Raw genomic sequence first — 15,080 nt, 5'->3', positions numbered from 1 at the left:
TTTATGCCCTCTTAACGCCGGTGACAGGCCTGAAGGGCGGTGCTATCCCGGCATCAAGGAGGTGTCAGGGACGGAGCCGTGACCAGGTGGCGTGGCAGACCGAGCATCACTGGAGCGGTGCCATGAGGTCGCGGGCGAAGTCGGCGACGGGGCGTGGGTCGTGCCCGGTCAGCTGGCGCACGGAGTCGGTGGTGTCGGCATTGGTGCCTTCCCGGAGCAGCTGGAAGATGCCCACCACCCCCTCGGCGAGCCACGGCGGCAGGCCCGCGCCGAGCATGCCAGCCAGGGCTGCCTCGTCGGGTACGGCGACGTACTCCACCGTCCGTCCGAGGGCGCTGGAGAGTCGGTGGGCGACCTCGGTGAAGGTGAGGGCCTCGGGGCCGGTGATCAGATGGGTCTCTCCGTCCCTGCTCTGCCCGGAGAGCACTGCGACCGCGCAGGCGGCCACGTCACGGGGGTCGATCATGGCGACGCGGGCGTCGTCCGCGGGCAGGAAGATCCGCCCGGCCTGCCCGATCGTCGGCAGTGAACCGAGGAGGTTCGACATCAGGAAGCTGGACCGGAGAATCACGAAGGGGATCCCCGCCGAGCGCAGGCGGTGCTCGATGCGGCCGTGCTGATCCGCGAACGTCTCCGCGGCTCCGGCCTCGGCTCCGACCGTGGACAGCATGACGATCTGCCGGACACCGGCCGTGGCTGCGGCCTCGATCGCGTTTGCCGCGTTCCCGACCTGCCGTGGGTCGTTGGCACAGCTCAGGAAGGCCTGCTCGGCGCCCGCGAAGGCGGCCCGGAGCGATGCGGGATCGGCGAAGTCCCCTTGCACAAGGTCGGCGCCGGGGCCGAGTACGGCCGTGGCTCGTTCAGGGTCGCGGGTGAACGCGCGGTGGGGGATGCCTCGCCGGCGCAACTCGCTCACCACGTGCCGTCCGACGTTCCCGGTCGCGCCGGTCACCACTACGGTCGTCATCTCGTCGCGTCCTCACACCGATTCGGGGCTCTCCACCCCACGGTGTGCGGCACGATCGTCCTGAGACCCTCAGGACACGCGCGGGTTCACTCGTCAGGGCGCGCGAAGGGCTGCCCCGCGGAGCAGCACTAGGCTTGAGTGGTGGGGCAGGCGAGGAGGCGTACTCATGAGACGACGCCACCACTTCCACATCGACTACGACGGTCACTCGGTCAGCGCCACCGTCCAGACAGGTCACACCGTAGAGGTGCAGGTCTTGGTGGATGGCGAGGAGACGGGACACGCCACGACCTGGGACGACAGGCCCGTCACGGTGCGCGTGGATCTTCCGACCGATCCGCCGATTCCGATCGCGGTTCGCACGACACCTGGTCCGGGAGTCCCACGCTGCCTGCTTGAGGCGCCGGGCGTCGAGCCCCACGTCATGTCTCCGCACCCCCTCTGACCGGCAGGGCGGACGTCGGGTCCGAAGTCCTGGGAGAAGCCGACCAAGATCTTCTCCCAGATTTCTCCCAAACGATCACCCGGAACGCAGGAAGGGCCTGACCCGCGATGCGGATCAAGCCCTTGACCTGGTCTTACGAAGTCGGGGTGGCGGGATTTGAACCCACGACCTCTTCGTCCCGAACGAAGCGCGCTGCCAAGCTGCGCTACACCCCGATGTCCACCCCTGCAGCGCTTGCTGCCCTGGCGACATCGATTACTTTAGCGGACCCTCGGCCGGAGACGAAATCCGGTTTTCGCGCGGCGGGCGGTAGCGGTCCGCCGTGACCAGGGCGAGGCCGAGGGCGTAGAAGGCGAGGCCCAGGACCACCGCGTTCAGCGCGACCTTCGCGTAGCCGTACTGGGCGGCGTCGATGAAGGGGTACGTGTACCGGTGCGGGATGCCGGGGGAGAGGAGGGCGCCGCGGATCAGCGCGAAGACCACGTAGACCAGGGGGTACGCCAGCCACTGCGCGGCGTAGCGCGGGCGCAGGGTGCGGGGGGCCGTCAGGAAGAGGAAGTCCAGGACGGCGCCGATGGGGGTGACCGTGTGGAGGAGCTGGTTGGAGACGGACTTCGCGCCGGTCAGCTTGTCCAGGTCCTCGACCACGTTGAAGGGGCTCGACGGGTTGGCCAGGAGCAGGTGGAAGACCAGCCCGGTGATCAGGATGAAGAGGAGGACGCCGCCCCGCCAGAAGGGGGCGACGTCCGGCTCGCGCCGGTGGACGCGGAGGGCGGAGAGCCCGTAGACGATCGCGACCAGGATGTTCGTCCAGATCGTGAAGAAGCTCAGGACCAGGGGCACGCTGCCGTACACGCACTCGATGACCAGACCGGTGACGGCCGCGGCCGCGATCAGTGTGCGGAAGGCGACGGTCGTGAGGCGGAGTGCGGCAGGTGCGATCATCCGATCAACGTACCCGGCGCGACCGCCCGCCTCATGCCTTCGCGGTCAGTGTCAGCAGTGTCGCCTCGGGCGGGCACGCGAAGCGCACCGGGGTGAAGCGGTTGGTCCCGCAGCCCGCCGACACGTGGAGGTACGCGCGCTGCCCCTGCGTCTCGTGCGTCGAGAGGCCCTTCACCCGCTTGGTGTCCAGGTCGCAGTTGGTGACGAGCGCCCCGTAGAAGGGGATGCACAGCTGTCCGCCGTGCGTGTGCCCGGCCAGGATCAGGGGGTACCGGTCGGCGGTGAAGGCTTCGAGGACGCGCAGGTACGGGGCGTGTACGACGGCCATCGAGAAGTCGGCGTCCGTCTCCGGACCGCCCGCGACCCGCTCGTACCGGTCGCGCTTGATGTGCGGGTCGTCCAGGCCGGTGAAGGCCAGCTCCAGGCCGTCGAGCTTGAGCCGGCCCCGGGTGTTGGTGAGGTTCAGCCAGCCGGCCGCGTCGAAGGCGTCCCGCATCCCCTCCCACGGGTTGTGGACGGCGCCGACGACCGGTGCGTTTCCGTTGAGCCCGTGCCGGCCCTGGGTCTTCTCGATCAGGTAGCGCCCGGGATTGCGCATCCGGGGGCCGTAGTAGTCGTTCGACCCGAAGACGTACACGCCGGGGAACTCCATCAGCGGGCCGAGCGCGTCGAGCACTTCCGGCACGCCCTCCGTGTCGGAGAGGTTGTCGCCCGTGTTCACCACGAGGTCGGGGCGCAGCCCGGCGAGCGACTGCAGCCAGGCGCGCTTCTTGCGCTGCCCGCCGACCATGTGGATGTCCGAGACCTGCAGGACGCGCAACGGGCGCATCCCCTGCGGGAGCACGGGGACCGTGACCCGGCGCAGGCGGAAGGACCGGGCTTCGAAACCGGCGGCATAGGCCAGGCCGGCGGCCCCCGCCGCGGCGATGCCGGCGGTGACCTTCAGGGGTACTCCGTAACGCGCACGCATGCCCATATGTTCGCAGACCCGGCAACCCCGCCGGGAAACCGGCGGGCGCCGGAGCCCCCGTACCTGGCAGACTCGGGACATGACCACGCTCAAGGCCAAGCTCCAGGAAGACCTCACCACCGCCATCCGCGCGCGCAACGAGCTCGCCTCGTCCACGCTGCGCCTGACCCTCTCCGCCATCACCAACCAGGAAGTCGCGGGCAAGGAAGCCCGGGTGCTCTCCGACGAGGAAGTCCTCAAGGTGATCGCCAAGGAGGCGAAGAAGCGCCGCGAGGCCGCGGACGCCTTCGCGCAGGGTGGCCGTCCCGAGCAGGCCGCGCGGGAGACCGCCGAGGGCGAGTTCCTCGACACCTACCTCCCCAAGCAGCTCGGCGAGGCCGAGCTCGACGCGATCGTGGCGCAGGCCGTCGAGGAGGCCAAGGCGGCGGGCGCCGAGGGGCCGCGGGCCATGGGCGCCGTGATGAAGATCGTGAACCCGAAGGTCGCGGGTCTGGCGGAGGGCGGGCGCGTCGCCGCCGCCGTCAAGAAGCACCTGTCCTAGTACGGGAAAACGAGGGAGGGCCCCCACCGATCCGGATGCGGATCGGTGGGGGCCCTCCCTCGTTTTGCTACGGGGCCTACGGGGCCTACGGGCCCCAAGGTGCCTAGTCGCGGCCGCCGATGATGCCCGGCGGGAACGTGATCCCGCCGAGCGGGTCGGTCCCGCCCGTGCCGCCGTCGGTTCCGCCGGTGGCTCCGACGGTCCCGCCGGTGGCGGTCTGCCCGCCGGGCCGACTGTCACCGGGCTTGCCGTCGCGGCCCGGCTTGCCGGGCTTGGTGGGCTTGCCGCTGGGCTTGCCGCCGGGGGCCGGGCTCGGGGTGTCGGGGATGTTCACCGTGGTGAAGCCCGGGGCCTCGCGGCCGGAGAGCGCGCCGGAGACCGCCTGCTTCCAGATCGGGCCGGGCAGGCCACCACCGAAGACCTTGTCGTAGTACTGGCCGCCGATGGTGATGTTCTCCATCGACACCTGCTTGGCGCCGCCGGAGCCGACCCAGGTCGCGCCGGACATGTTCGGGGTGTAGCCGACGAACCAGGCGTTGTAACGGCTGTCGGTGGTACCCGTCTTGCCCGCGCTCTGCCGGTCGGACAGACCCGACTTCTGGCCGGTACCGGAGTCGACCACGCCGAGCAGCAGCGTGTTGATGGTGTCGGCGGTCGTCTCGCTCATCGCGCGGCCGCACTTGGACTTCGGGACGGTCAGCGCCTTGCCGTGCGAGTCGGTGATCGACTCGATGGTGACCGGGGTGCAGTACACGCCGCGGTTGGCGAAGGTGGCGTAGGCGTTGGCCATGGTCAGCGGGGACATGCCCTCACTGCCGAGCGCGATGGCGGGGACCTCGGGGAGCTTGGCGCCGTTGGCCGGGATCACGCCGAGCTTGCTGGTCATCTCGGTGACGGGGCACAGGCCCACCTCGGAGATCATCTCCACGAAGTAGGTGTTGACCGACTTGGCCATCGCCTCCTTCATCCCGTACGGGCCGACCTCGGACTCGGTCTCGTTCTCCACCTTGGCCCGGTCGGTGTTGACCCAGGGCTTGTCGCTGCAGGTCCGCACCGGGCTCGGGTAGTCCATGTCGTACGGGGACTGGTACATCTTCGTCGGCGGCAGTCCGCCCTCCAGGGCCGCGGCCGCGACGAAGGCCTTGAAGGTGGAGCCGGTCGGGAAGCCGAAGTTCGAGCCGCCCATCTTCTTGTCCACCGAGAAGTTGATCTGGGTCTCGTTCTTGCCGAAGCCGTATGGCTTCGACTGCCCCATGGCGAGGACCCGCCCGGTGCCGGGCTGGACGAGGGTGACGGCCGTGGCGACCTTGTCGTCCTGGTCCACGTGGTCCTTGATGGACTCGTTGACCGAGTCCTGCGACTGCGGGTCCAGGGTCGTCCGGACGGTGAGGCCGCCCTGGTTCCAGACCTTCGCCCGGTCCTCGCGGGTCTTCCCGAAGGCGGTGTCGTCGAGGAAGGTGTTGCGCACGAAGTCGCAGAAGAAGCCCGCGCCCTTGACGGCGGTGATGCAGCCGTTCTTCGGCTTGGTCACCTTCAGCTGGACCGGCTTCGCCTTCGCGGCATCAGCCTCGGCCTGGGAGATGTCCCTGACGTCCGCCATGCGCTGGAGGACGATGTTGCGGCGCTTCATCGCCTCCTGCGAGTCGTTCATCGGGTCGTACCGGCTCGGTGACTGCACCACGCCCGCCAGCAGCGCCGACTCTTCCAGGGTCAGGTCCTTGGCGGGCTTGCTGAAGTAGCGCCGGGCGGCGGATTCGATTCCGTACGCCTGCTGCCCGAAGTACGTGATGTTGAGGTAGTTCTCGAGGATCTTCTGCTTCCCGAGCTCCTCCTCGACCTGGATCGAGTACTTCAGCTCGCGGATCTTGCGTCCGAGGCTCTTCTCCTGGGCCTCGCGCACCTTCGTCTCGTCGTCGCCGGCCTCTTCGACGAAGACGTTCTTCACGTACTGCTGCGTCAGCGTCGACGCGCCCTGGGCCGCGCCGCCCTCCTGGGCATTGCGGTTGACCGCACGCAGGATGCCCTTGAGGTCGACCGCGCCGTGCTCGTAGAAGCGGGAGTCCTCGATCGCGACGATGGCCTTCTGCATGTACGGGGAGATGGCCGTGATCGGGACCACCTGCCGGTCACGCGAATAGACCGTGGCGATCAAGCCACCCTCCGCGTCCAGAATCGTGGTGCGCTGGCTCAACGGTGGAGTCTTCAGATTGGCCGGGATCTCATCGAACCCCTCGACCGTGCCCTTGGCCGCGAGTCCCAGGGCGCCGGCGCCCGGGATCGCGATCCCCGCGAGTACAACTCCGGAGAGAACGGACACACCGAGGAACTTGGCGGCCTGCTGTGGCCCCGTGAGCCCGCCGCCCGAGCGCTTCTTTCCCATGGAGGGCAGCCTACGTTCTCAATCGCCGGACACGCGCGAATGCCTTGGCCTAAGCTGTCCTCAACTGTCACAGCAGTGCGGTGGGACATCAACCCCTCGGCTTGTTTTTCACCCTTCCCGAATGGGGTGGACGCATGTCCGAATCTAGCCTCCTGTGATCAGTGTGCCCCGCCGATTTCACCCAAATCGCCGGAATGGTCGGGCATGTCGCAGGATCACTCCGTCGGGTGATCTGCCGCTTACCCATAGTCCGTTCGGACCATTCAAGATTGGGCCCGTCGGGGGTGTTGCACTGTGCCCGCCTTCCGTAACGTCCTCAACTGGCAGCGGTGAATATGCCGCTACCGCCGTGGGGGAGCCTCGATTCGGGAGAGGACGGCGCCGGGATGGGCTGGGTTACCGACTGGAGTGCGCAGGCAGCCTGCCGCACTACCGATCCGGATGAACTGTTCGTTCAAGGAGCGGCACAGAACAGGGCCAAGGCGGTGTGCACCGGATGTCCGGTGCGGACCGAGTGCCTGGCCGACGCGCTCGACAATCGTGTCGAGTTCGGAGTGTGGGGCGGAATGACCGAGCGGGAGCGACGTGCGCTGTTGCGCCGGCGCCCCACCGTCACCTCGTGGAGGCGACTGCTCGAAACCGCACGCACGGAGTACGAGCGCAGTACGGGCATCCTCACCATGGATGACGATGAGGAGATCGGTGTTCCGTACGAGACGTACGCGGCAGCCGGGTAGACCACCTGGGCACCCGTCGTAGGAACGCCTACGCTCCGGCCGGAACCCCGGCCGCGAGTCGCTCTCCGATGGCCCGCAGCCCGGCGAGGTCGTGTACGTCGCCGGGCAGGGCGGCCACTTCGGCCACCGCCACCTCGGGGTGCAGCGAGGTGAAGCGGTCACGCGTGCGCTGTTCGCGCGCGATGACCTGCATGCGCTCCGCGTGCAGGCGGAGCAGTCCTGCCGTGATCACATCCACGTCGGCTTCTACGGCGTCGGCGCCGGTCTCTCGCGCAGTGCGGGCGTCGGGGTCGGTGTCGGAGTCGGATGCGGGGTCCGTGGAGTCACGAAGTCCAGCTTTCCCGGACTCCTGATCCACAATGCCGCCTTCTTCAAGATTCTCCGCGGCGGCCAACGCCCGCTCCGCCGACAGCTGTTCGGCGCCGCTGCCGTGCACCCGGTTCAGTACGAGCCCGGCCAGCGGCATCCGTTCCGCGGCCAGCCGCTCGACGAAGTACGCGGCCTCGCGCAGCGCGTCCGGTTCGGGCGCGGAGACCACCAGGAACGCCGTTCCGGGAGCCTGGAGGAGCTGGAAGGTGGCGTCCGCGCGGGTGCGGAAGCCGCCGAACATCGTGTCCATGGCGGCCACGAAGGTCTGTACGTCCTTCAGCAGCGAGGCACCCATCAGCTTGCTCAGCGTGCCCGTCATCATCGACATGCCGACATTGAGGAACTTCATCCCCGCCCGGCCGCCCACCTTCGCCGGAGCCATCAGCACCCGGATGAACTTCCCGTCCAGGAAGGACCCCAGGCGCCCCGGCGCGTCCAGGAAGTCCAGCGCGGAGCGGCTCGGCGGGGTGTCCACCACGATCAGGTCCCAGTCGTCCCGGGCCCTCAGCTGCCCCAGCTTCTCCATCGCCATGTACTCCTGCGTGCCCGCGAAGCCGGCCGACAGGGACTGGTAGAAGGGGTTGGCGAGGATGGCCTCGGCGCGCTCGGGGTCGGAGTGGCCCTCGACGATCTCGTCGAAGGTCCGCTTCATGTCGAGCATCATGGCGTGCAGTTCGCCGCCGCCGTCCGCGCCTTCCGGGCCCCGCACGCCCGTGACTCTGCGCGGAGTGTTGTCGAGCGAGTCGATCCCCATCGACTGGGCCAGCCTGCGCGCCGGGTCGATGGTCAGGACGACCACCTTGCGCCCGCGCTCGGCCGCCCGTACCCCGAGCGCCGCGGCGGTCGTGGTCTTGCCGACGCCGCCCGCGCCGCAGCACACGATGATCCGGGTCTGCGGATCGTCGAGCAGCCGGTCGACGTCCAGTCGCGGGGGAGCGTCCATCGTCGTCGCCTCCATCGTCATCTCCATGGTCCCGGCCTCGCTCATTCCTCGCCCACCTGCTTGCGCAGCTCCGCGGCGAGCCCGTAGAGCCCGGCCAGGTCCATCCCCGCGCCGAGCAGGGGGAGTTCGTACGTCGGCACGTCCAGCCCCGCCAGTACGGTGCGCTGGGCGCGTTCCAGCTCCACCCGGCTCGCGTGCTCCGAGGCCTGCGCGAGCAGCGGGTCCACCAGCCGTTCGGCCGGCCCGCCGCGCCGGGCGCTGCCGAGGCCGGCCCGGGACAGCGCCCTGGAGACGTCGGAGCGCCGCTCGCCGGAGGCGGCGCGCAGGGCGTCCTCGTCGAGGTGGTGCGGCCGGACCATGTTGACGACGACCCGCCCCACCGGCAGGCCCGCCTGGCGGAGCTCGGCGATCCCGTCGGCGGTCTCCTGCACGGGCATCTCCTCCAGCAGGGTGACCAGGTGCACGGCCGTCTCGGGGGACTTGAGCACCTTCATCACGGCCTGCGCCTGGTTGTGGATCGGCCCGAACCGGGCCAGGCCCGCCACCTCGTCGTTGACGTTCAGGAAGCGGGTGATCCGCCCGGTCGGCGGAGCGTCCATGATCACGTGGTCGTAGACGAACCGGCCGGACTTGTCCTTGCGCCGGACCGCCTCGCACGCCTTGCCCGTCAGGAGCACGTCGCGCAGTCCCGGCGCGATGGTCGTCGCGAAGTCGATGGCGCCGAGCTTCTTGAGGGCGCGGCCGGCCGAGCCGAGCTTGTAGAACATCTGGAGGTAGTCCAGGAGCGCCCGCTCCGCGTCGATGGCGAGCGCGTAGACCTCCCCGCCGCCCGAGGCGACGGCGATCTTCCGGTCCTCGTAGGGGAGCGCCTCCGCCCCGAAGACCTGGGCGAGGCCCTGCCTGCCCTCGACCTCCACGAGAAGAGTCCGCTTGCCCTCGCGTGCGAGGGCGAGCGCGAGTGCCGCGGCGACCGTGGTCTTGCCGGTGCCGCCCTTGCCGCTGACCACCTGGAGCCTGCTCACAGGGCCCGAGCCTAATTCCTCCCCGGCGGCGGCGGTGGTGGCGGGGCCCCGCACGGCAGGCACTACGCTCGCTCCCATGACCAAGAAGTTCGAATACGCGACCGTCCCGCTGCTGGTCCACGCCACCAAGCAGATCCTGGACACCTGGGGCGAGGACGGCTGGGAGCTCGTCCAGGTCGTTCCCGGCCCGAACAACCCCGAGCAGCTCGTGGCCTACCTGAAGCGGGAGAAGGCGGCATGAGCGGAGTCGTCGAGGCGAAGCTGGCCGAGCTCGGCCTGACCCTCCCCGAGGTCGTCCCGCCGCTGGCCACCTACCAGCCGGCCGTGCGCTCGGGCGCCTACGTGTACACCGCGGGGCAGCTCCCGATGGTGAAGGGCAACCTGCCGGTCACCGGCAAGGTCGGCGCGGAGGTCTCGGCGGAGCAGGCCAAGGAACTGGCCGCGACCTGCGCGCTGAACGCGCTGGCCGCGGTGAAGTCCGTCATCGGCGACCTCGACAAGATCGCGCGCGTCGTGAAGGTGGTGGGCTTCATCGCCTCCGCCCCCGACTTCACGGCACAGCCGGGCGTGTTGAACGGCGCGAGCGAGCTGCTGGGCGCCGTCCTCGGCGACAAGGGCGTCCACGCCCGCAGCGCGGTCGGCGTGGCGGTCCTCCCGCTGGACGCCCCGGTCGAGATCGAGATCCAGGTGGAACTGGTTCCTGGAGCCTGACCTCGGCGCGGCCCTGTGGGGCCGAACGTCTACCCCGGAGGGGCCGGACCCTGCCCGTAGGGCACGATCCGGCCCCTCCGGCGTTTGCTCTTCAGCCGTCCGGCGTTTGAGGACCGGGGTCTGGGGCGGAGCCCCAGAGGGGTCCGGGCGCAGCCCGGTACCCCTTCCCAGCCCGTCCGGCGCTTGAGGACCGGGTCAGGGCAGGCCCTGGGAACTTCGCCCCGCGCAGCCCGGCAGGCAGGGGCACCCCTCGAACATCGGCCCGGATGCCCGTAGCATCCCGCCATGCCGAATGGTCAGTACGGTCAGCAAGAGACCTCCGCCGGAGGTCAGTGGTACCCCCCGGAGTGGCCCGACCGGATCCGCGCCCTCGCGGACGGCGCCCTCACCCCGGTGGAACCGAGGCGCGCCGCCACCGTGATGCTGCTGCGCGACACCCCCGACGGCCCCGCCGTGCACATGCTGCGCCGCCGCGTCGAGATGGCCTTCGCCGGAGGCGCCTACGCGTATCCCGGCGGCGGCGTGGACCCCCGGGACGAGGACCACCTCATCGGCTGGGCCGGCCCGAGCCGTGCCGAGTGGGCGGAGCGCATGGGCACCGACCCGGCCACCGCCCAGGCGATCGTCTGCGGAGCCGTCCGGGAGACCTTCGAGGAGGCCGGGGTGCTGCTCGCGGGCGAGTCCGCGGACACCGTCGTCGGCGACACCACCGGCGAGGACTGGGAGGCCGCCCGCGCGGCCCTGGTCGCCCGTGAGCTGTCCTTCGCCGAGTTCCTCGACCGGCGGGGCCTGGTCCTGCGCTCCGACCTGCTCGGCGCGTGGGCCCGCTGGATCACCCCGGAGTTCGAGCCGCGCCGCTACGACACCTGGTTCTTCGTCGCGGCCCTCCCCGAGGGGCAGCGCACCCGCAACGCCTCCACCGAGGCCGACCGCACGGTCTGGATCCGTCCGGCCGACGCCGCCGCCGGCTACGACAAGGGCGAGCTGCTGATGATGCCGCCCACCATCACCACCCTGCGCTCCCTGGAGCCGTACGCGAGCCCCGCGGAGGCCCTCGCGGCGGCCGGCGCCCAGGACCTGACCCCGGTCCTCGCCCAGGCCACCCTCACGGACGGGGAGCTGGTGCTCAGCTGGCCGGGCCACGACGAGTTCACCAAGCGGGTCCGCCTCACGGCTCCCGGCACCCCCGGCCCCGCGCACCCCGGAGGAGCCCCCGCATGACCGATGCCGCCGCCCTGCCCGGCCAGCCCCGCGGAATGGTTGCCTCCGGACCCGCCACCGCCCGCGCGGTGAACGTCCTGGCCCCGAACGCCTCCCCGATGACCCTCGACGGCACCAACACCTGGCTCGTCTCCGAGCCCGGCTCCGACCTGGCCGTGGTGATCGACCCCGGCCCGCTGGACGACGTACACCTGCGCGCGGTGATCGCCGCCGCCGAGGGGGCGGGCAAGCGGGTCGCGCTCACCCTCCTCACCCACGGACACCCCGACCACGCGGAGGGCGCGGCCCGCTTCGCCGAGCTGACCCGGACGAAGGTGCGCGCCCTGGACCCGGCCCTGCGCCTGGGCGACGAGGGCCTGGCCGCCGGGGACGTCATCCGCACGGGCGGTCTGGAGCTGCGCGTGGTGCCGACGCCCGGCCACACCGCGGACTCGCTCTGCTTCCACCTGCCCGCCGACCGCGCGGTCCTGACCGGCGACACGATCCTGGGGCGGGGCACGACGGTCGTCGCGCACCCCGACGGGCGCCTGGGCGACTACCTGGACTCCCTGCGCCGGCTGCGCTCGCTGACGGTCGACGACGGGGTCCACACGGTGCTCCCGGGGCACGGGCCGGTCCTGGACGACGCGCAGGGAGCGGTGGAGTTCTACCTCGCCCACCGGGCGCACCGCCTCGCGCAGATCGAGACGGCGGTCGAGAACGGCCTGGTCACCCCCGAGGCGGTCGTCGCCCACGTCTACGCGGACGTGGACCGGTCGCTGTGGCCGGCCGCGGAGTGGTCCGTACGCGCGCAGCTGGAGTACCTGACGGAGCACGGGCTGATCCCCGGGGCCCCGGACTGAGCGGGCCGCAGGCGGCCTAGCCCGCCGGCCGGGGCGTCTTCGTCCCGTGCCGGGTCGTGTACTCGTCCGCGAGCCACGGCCCGAGGTCCTCGACGTAGGCGCGCAGCACGGCCGGGTCGGCGACCGGGTCCAGCGCGGCGGCGGCAGCGGCGCGCATCTGGTCGGCGCGCTCGGGGTAGTACTGCGCGAACACCTCCGCCGACTCGGTGAGGTCGCTGGTCCAGCCGCCCCACCGCGGCATGACGAGGGTGAACCCGGTCCGTACGAGGTGCCGCGAGACGCCCCGGCACAGCTTGCGGTACTCCTCCGGGGTGGCCGCCTCCCGGATCCGCTCGCGCACCCTGGGCAGCAGCTCGGCGAGGTCGCCGTTGGTCTCGCGGGCGAGCAGGCCGTCGGGCCGGTAGCGGGGCAGGTGCTCGGCCAGGTCCGCGCCGAGCAGCGGGGTGCACAGGCAGGCGAGGAACCAGCCCAGGTCGTAACGTTCCTGCTCGCTCAGCAGCCGGTCCTTGCCGTACAGCAGGATCCCGACCCCGTCGATCTCCGCGAACTCCTCGTCGATGCCGCGCGCCAGCGCCTCGGCGGTGTCGCGGTCCTCCCCGCCGGGCGCGTGGTGCAGGGCGATCAGCAGGTCGAGGTCGGACCGCCCGGGCCGGGCGTTCCCGCGCGGCACGGACCCGTACAGGTAGGCGCTGTGCAGGCGTCGCCCGTACGCCTCCCCGATCCGCTCCCGCACGGCGGCGACGAGCCCCCGGAACTCGGCCTGCACCTGCCCGAGCGAGCCTTCGCGCTCGAAGTACCCGTACGCGTCGAGGCCTCTGTGCTCCATGGGTCCACTGTGCCTTTCCCCGGGCGGCACACCGCGGGGCGAAACGCCGGGTGCTCGCATCCGGCCGCCGGGCAGCCACGGCGCAGCCGAAATCAGCCCCGCCGTCGTTTGAGGCGCGGGGGCGCAGGGGCGCGGGGGCAGAGCCCCCGGAACGGCGCCGCAGGTACGCGGAAGGGGCCCCGCCCGACCGGGCAGGACCCCTCACACGACTGTGACCGGCGTCAGCGGGACCGCTTCGCGAGCCGCTCCACGTCGAGAAGAATCACCGCACGCGCCTCCAGGCGGAGCCATCCGCGTCCCGCGAAGTCGGCCAGGGCCTTGTTCACGGTCTCGCGCGACGCGCCGACGAGCTGGGCCAGCTCCTCCTGCGTGAGGTCGTGCACGACGTGGATGCCCTCCTCCGACTGCACGCCGAAGCGGCGCGACAGGTCGAGGAGCGCACGGGCCACGCGGCCCGGGACGTCGGAGAAGACCAGGTCGGACATCTGGTCGTTGGTCTTGCGCAGGCGCCGCGCGACGGCGCGCAGCAGCGCGGTCGCCACCTCGGGCCGGGCGTTCAGCCAGGGCTGGAGGTCTCCGTGACCCAGACCCAGCAGCTTGACCTCGGTCAGCGCGGTGGCGGTGGCGGTGCGCGGGCCCGGGTCGAACAGCGACAGCTCGCCGATCAGCTCTCCGGGGCCGAGGACGGCCAGCATGTTCTCGCGGCCGTCGGGGGAGGTGCGGTGCAGCTTCACCTTGCCCTCGGTGACGACGTAGAGCCGGTCACCGGGGTCGCCCTCGTGGAACAGGGCGTCACCACGTGCGAGGGTCACCTCGCCCATGGAGGCGCGGAGCTCCGCGGCCTGCTCGTCATCGAGCGCCGCGAAGAGCGGGGCACGCCGCAGTACGTCGTCCACGAGTCTCTCTCCTATGTCGACCAGCCAGGGGGATCGCTCCCCCATTTTGCCGGACGGCTCAAACAGTGCGATCAATCACGTTCATCACAAGGATGCCGGACGTACGGGTGTGCTGTGCGGCGAGAGGCCGATCGGGGTGGTGTTACCTCAGGTCCGGGGGTGTCGTAGTCACCCCGTCCCGGACCTGCGGCGGGTCCAACAGGCCGGTGAGAGCACAGGCCAAGGGGTCCGGCGGAGTGACGGCCACGGTAAATTCAGCCGTGGGCGAACACGGCCTGGTGGGAGCCCTCCCGGAGCAGTCACCCCCGCTTCAGGGCAAAACTTCGGCCAAGAAACCCCGGCCGGGCGGAGCTCACGTCCGGCCACGGGCGGAGGGCTGTGCGGCGTAGCCTTCGGGGATGGCAGAGAGCAAGGTCAAGAAGGCCGGGGCGAAGCCGGAGAGCCATCTGGCGATGGTGCGGCGGGCACGCAGGATCAACCGCGAGCTGGCGGAGGTCTACCCGTACGCGCACCCGGAGCTCGACTTCCGCAACTCCTTCGAGCTGCTGGTCGCCACCGTCCTGTCCGCGCAGACCACCGACCTGCGTGTGAACCAGACGACCCCGGCCCTCTTCGCCGCGTACCCGACCCCCGAGGACATGGCCGGAGCCGATCCGGAGGCGCTGGAGGAGATCATCCGGCCGACCGGGTTCTTCCGGGCGAAGGCCAAGTCCCTGCTCGGCCTCTCACAGGCGCTGCGGGACGACTTCGGCGGCGAGGTGCCCGGCCGGATCGAGGACCTGGTGACGCTCCCCGGGGTGGGCCGCAAGACGGCGAACGTGGTGCTCGGCAACGCCTTCGGCGTGCCCGGGATCACGGTCGACACCCACTTCGGCCGGCTGGTGCGGCGCTGGAAGTGGACCGAGCAGGAGGACCCGGAGAAGGTCGAGGCGGAGATCTGCGCGATCTTCCCGAAGAGCGAGTGGACGATGCTCTCGCACCGCGTCGTCTTCCACGGCCGCCGGATCTGCCATTCCCGCAAGCCCGCCTGCGGGGCCTGCCCGATCGCACCGCTCTGCCCGTCCTACGGGGAGGGCGAGACCGACCCGGACAAGGCGGCGAAGCTCCTGAAGTACGAGAAGGGCGGCCAGCCCGGCCAGCGCCTGAGCCCGCCCCCGGACTACCCGGGCCTCCCGGCGCCTGCCAAATCCGGCCCGGTGGACGCCTGAGCCCGGTCAGCGCCTGAGCCCGCCACCGCGCTGCTCAGGCTGCCGGCGCCGTGACAT

Annotated in this window: 16 protein-coding genes and 1 tRNA gene; 8 read left to right on the top strand and 9 right to left on the bottom strand. The window is 70.9% G+C overall.

What is annotated here, in order from left to right; translation table 11 throughout:
* Positions 1-106: 106 nt before the first annotated feature.
* Entirely contained in the window at positions 107-967 is an 861-nt protein-coding gene (locus OG276_RS16445) for an SDR family oxidoreductase (RefSeq protein ID WP_266906149.1), read from the bottom strand.
* A gap of 166 nt (positions 968-1,133) precedes the next feature.
* On the opposite strand from OG276_RS16445, the gene OG276_RS16440 reads away from it, so the two are divergent.
* Positions 1,134-1,412, top strand: a complete 279-nt coding sequence (locus OG276_RS16440) for a hypothetical protein (RefSeq protein WP_266906147.1) — start codon at positions 1,134-1,136, stop codon at positions 1,410-1,412.
* 141 nt (positions 1,413-1,553) lie between these two features.
* On the opposite strand, the gene OG276_RS16435 is transcribed toward OG276_RS16440, so the two are convergent.
* From OG276_RS16435 to OG276_RS16425, 3 genes are all read right to left on the bottom strand, one after another.
* A tRNA-Pro gene (locus OG276_RS16435) sits at positions 1,554-1,627 on the bottom strand.
* Between the two features lie 40 nt (positions 1,628-1,667).
* The gene (locus OG276_RS16430; protein ID WP_266906145.1) at positions 1,668-2,357 is read right to left on the bottom strand and encodes a Pr6Pr family membrane protein; all 690 of its coding nucleotides are present in this window, start codon (positions 2,355-2,357) and stop codon (positions 1,668-1,670) included.
* A 31-nt stretch (positions 2,358-2,388) separates the two neighbouring features.
* Positions 2,389-3,327, bottom strand: a complete 939-nt coding sequence (locus tag OG276_RS16425) for a metallophosphoesterase (RefSeq protein ID WP_266906143.1) — start codon at positions 3,325-3,327, stop codon at positions 2,389-2,391.
* 79 nt (positions 3,328-3,406) lie between these two features.
* Here OG276_RS16425 and OG276_RS16420 point away from each other — a divergent pair, with 79 nt between their 5' ends.
* Positions 3,407-3,868, top strand: coding sequence for a GatB/YqeY domain-containing protein (locus OG276_RS16420; protein WP_243330535.1), 462 nt, complete (start codon positions 3,407-3,409; stop codon positions 3,866-3,868).
* Positions 3,869-3,971: 103 nt separating this feature from the next.
* Here the strand turns inward: OG276_RS16420 and OG276_RS16415 are convergent, their stop codons facing one another.
* Positions 3,972-6,248, bottom strand: coding sequence for a transglycosylase domain-containing protein (locus tag OG276_RS16415; RefSeq protein ID WP_266906140.1), 2,277 nt, complete (start codon positions 6,246-6,248; stop codon positions 3,972-3,974).
* A gap of 386 nt (positions 6,249-6,634) precedes the next feature.
* Here OG276_RS16415 and OG276_RS16410 point away from each other — a divergent pair, with 386 nt between their 5' ends.
* Complete coding sequence (locus OG276_RS16410) at positions 6,635-6,985, top strand: WhiB family transcriptional regulator (RefSeq protein ID WP_250745358.1); 351 nt, start codon at positions 6,635-6,637, stop codon at positions 6,983-6,985.
* Positions 6,986-7,013: 28 nt separating this feature from the next.
* On the opposite strand, the gene OG276_RS16405 is transcribed toward OG276_RS16410, so the two are convergent.
* Both OG276_RS16405 and OG276_RS16400 read right to left on the bottom strand, forming a co-directional pair.
* Positions 7,014-8,324 carry an ArsA family ATPase gene (locus OG276_RS16405; RefSeq protein WP_266912876.1) on the bottom strand — a complete coding sequence of 437 codons (1,311 nt, stop codon included), beginning with the start codon at positions 8,322-8,324 and terminating at the stop codon, positions 7,014-7,016.
* Between the two features lie 14 nt (positions 8,325-8,338).
* A complete protein-coding gene (locus tag OG276_RS16400) occupies positions 8,339-9,319 on the bottom strand; it encodes an ArsA-related P-loop ATPase (protein ID WP_266906137.1) in 981 nt (326 codons plus the stop codon).
* A gap of 76 nt (positions 9,320-9,395) precedes the next feature.
* Between OG276_RS16400 and OG276_RS16395 the strand changes: the two genes are divergently transcribed.
* The 4 genes from OG276_RS16395 (at position 9,396) to OG276_RS16380 (ending at position 12,093) form a co-directional block, all read left to right on the top strand.
* On the top strand, positions 9,396-9,560 hold the full coding sequence (locus OG276_RS16395) for a DUF4177 domain-containing protein (protein ID WP_112447450.1): 165 nt from the start codon (positions 9,396-9,398) through the stop codon (positions 9,558-9,560).
* A complete protein-coding gene (locus OG276_RS16390; RefSeq protein WP_266906135.1) occupies positions 9,557-10,030 on the top strand; it encodes a RidA family protein in 474 nt (157 codons plus the stop codon). The genes OG276_RS16395 and OG276_RS16390 overlap by 4 nt, the downstream gene beginning before the upstream one ends.
* A 285-nt stretch (positions 10,031-10,315) precedes the next feature.
* Positions 10,316-11,251, top strand: a complete 936-nt coding sequence (locus OG276_RS16385; RefSeq protein ID WP_266906133.1) for an NUDIX hydrolase — start codon at positions 10,316-10,318, stop codon at positions 11,249-11,251.
* Positions 11,248-12,093: an MBL fold metallo-hydrolase gene (locus OG276_RS16380; RefSeq protein WP_266906132.1), complete on the top strand. Its 846-nt coding sequence runs from the start codon at positions 11,248-11,250 to the stop codon at positions 12,091-12,093. The genes OG276_RS16385 and OG276_RS16380 overlap by 4 nt, the downstream gene beginning before the upstream one ends.
* A gap of 16 nt (positions 12,094-12,109) precedes the next feature.
* Here OG276_RS16380 and OG276_RS16375 read toward each other — a convergent pair whose 3' ends face one another.
* Together OG276_RS16375 and OG276_RS16370 are read right to left on the bottom strand one after the other, a co-directional pair.
* Positions 12,110-12,919, bottom strand: coding sequence for a nucleotidyltransferase domain-containing protein (locus OG276_RS16375; RefSeq protein ID WP_266906130.1), 810 nt, complete (start codon positions 12,917-12,919; stop codon positions 12,110-12,112).
* Between the two features lie 221 nt (positions 12,920-13,140).
* Positions 13,141-13,815, bottom strand: a complete 675-nt coding sequence (locus OG276_RS16370; protein ID WP_003981529.1) for a Crp/Fnr family transcriptional regulator — start codon at positions 13,813-13,815, stop codon at positions 13,141-13,143.
* A gap of 398 nt (positions 13,816-14,213) precedes the next feature.
* Between OG276_RS16370 and nth the strand changes: the two genes are divergently transcribed.
* Positions 14,214-15,023 carry an endonuclease III gene (gene nth, locus OG276_RS16365; RefSeq protein ID WP_266906128.1) on the top strand — a complete coding sequence of 270 codons (810 nt, stop codon included), beginning with the start codon at positions 14,214-14,216 and terminating at the stop codon, positions 15,021-15,023.
* Positions 15,024-15,080 lie beyond the last annotated feature (57 nt).

It is taken from the genome of Streptomyces sp. NBC_00086 (assembly GCF_026343255.1).
Lineage (GTDB): Bacteria > Actinomycetota > Actinomycetes > Streptomycetales > Streptomycetaceae > Streptomyces.
This window is presented reverse-complemented; position numbering and strand designations above follow the sequence as displayed.

Excerpts from the sequence above, each read along its gene's own strand:
- OG276_RS16415 (WP_266906140.1), bottom strand. The coding sequence starts at position 6,248 with ATGGGAAAGAAGCGCTCGGGCGGCGGGCTCACGGGGCCACAGCAGGCC.
- OG276_RS16445 (WP_266906149.1), bottom strand. The coding sequence starts at position 967 with ATGACGACCGTAGTGGTGACCGGCGCGACCGGGAACGTCGGACGGCAC.
- OG276_RS16425 (WP_266906143.1), bottom strand. The coding sequence starts at position 3,327 with ATGCGTGCGCGTTACGGAGTACCCCTGAAGGTCACCGCCGGCATCGCC.
- OG276_RS16410 (WP_250745358.1), top strand. The coding sequence starts at position 6,635 with ATGGGCTGGGTTACCGACTGGAGTGCGCAGGCAGCCTGCCGCACTACC.
- OG276_RS16405 (WP_266912876.1), bottom strand. The coding sequence starts at position 8,324 with ATGGAGATGACGATGGAGGCGACGACGATGGACGCTCCCCCGCGACTG.
- nth (WP_266906128.1), top strand. The coding sequence starts at position 14,214 with ATGGCAGAGAGCAAGGTCAAGAAGGCCGGGGCGAAGCCGGAGAGCCAT.
- OG276_RS16385 (WP_266906133.1), top strand. The coding sequence starts at position 10,316 with ATGCCGAATGGTCAGTACGGTCAGCAAGAGACCTCCGCCGGAGGTCAG.
- OG276_RS16420 (WP_243330535.1), top strand. The coding sequence starts at position 3,407 with ATGACCACGCTCAAGGCCAAGCTCCAGGAAGACCTCACCACCGCCATC.
- OG276_RS16375 (WP_266906130.1), bottom strand. The coding sequence starts at position 12,919 with ATGGAGCACAGAGGCCTCGACGCGTACGGGTACTTCGAGCGCGAAGGC.
- OG276_RS16440 (WP_266906147.1), top strand. The coding sequence starts at position 1,134 with ATGAGACGACGCCACCACTTCCACATCGACTACGACGGTCACTCGGTC.
- OG276_RS16390 (WP_266906135.1), top strand. The coding sequence starts at position 9,557 with ATGAGCGGAGTCGTCGAGGCGAAGCTGGCCGAGCTCGGCCTGACCCTC.
- OG276_RS16395 (WP_112447450.1), top strand. The coding sequence starts at position 9,396 with ATGACCAAGAAGTTCGAATACGCGACCGTCCCGCTGCTGGTCCACGCC.
- OG276_RS16380 (WP_266906132.1), top strand. The coding sequence starts at position 11,248 with ATGACCGATGCCGCCGCCCTGCCCGGCCAGCCCCGCGGAATGGTTGCC.
- OG276_RS16430 (WP_266906145.1), bottom strand. The coding sequence starts at position 2,357 with ATGATCGCACCTGCCGCACTCCGCCTCACGACCGTCGCCTTCCGCACA.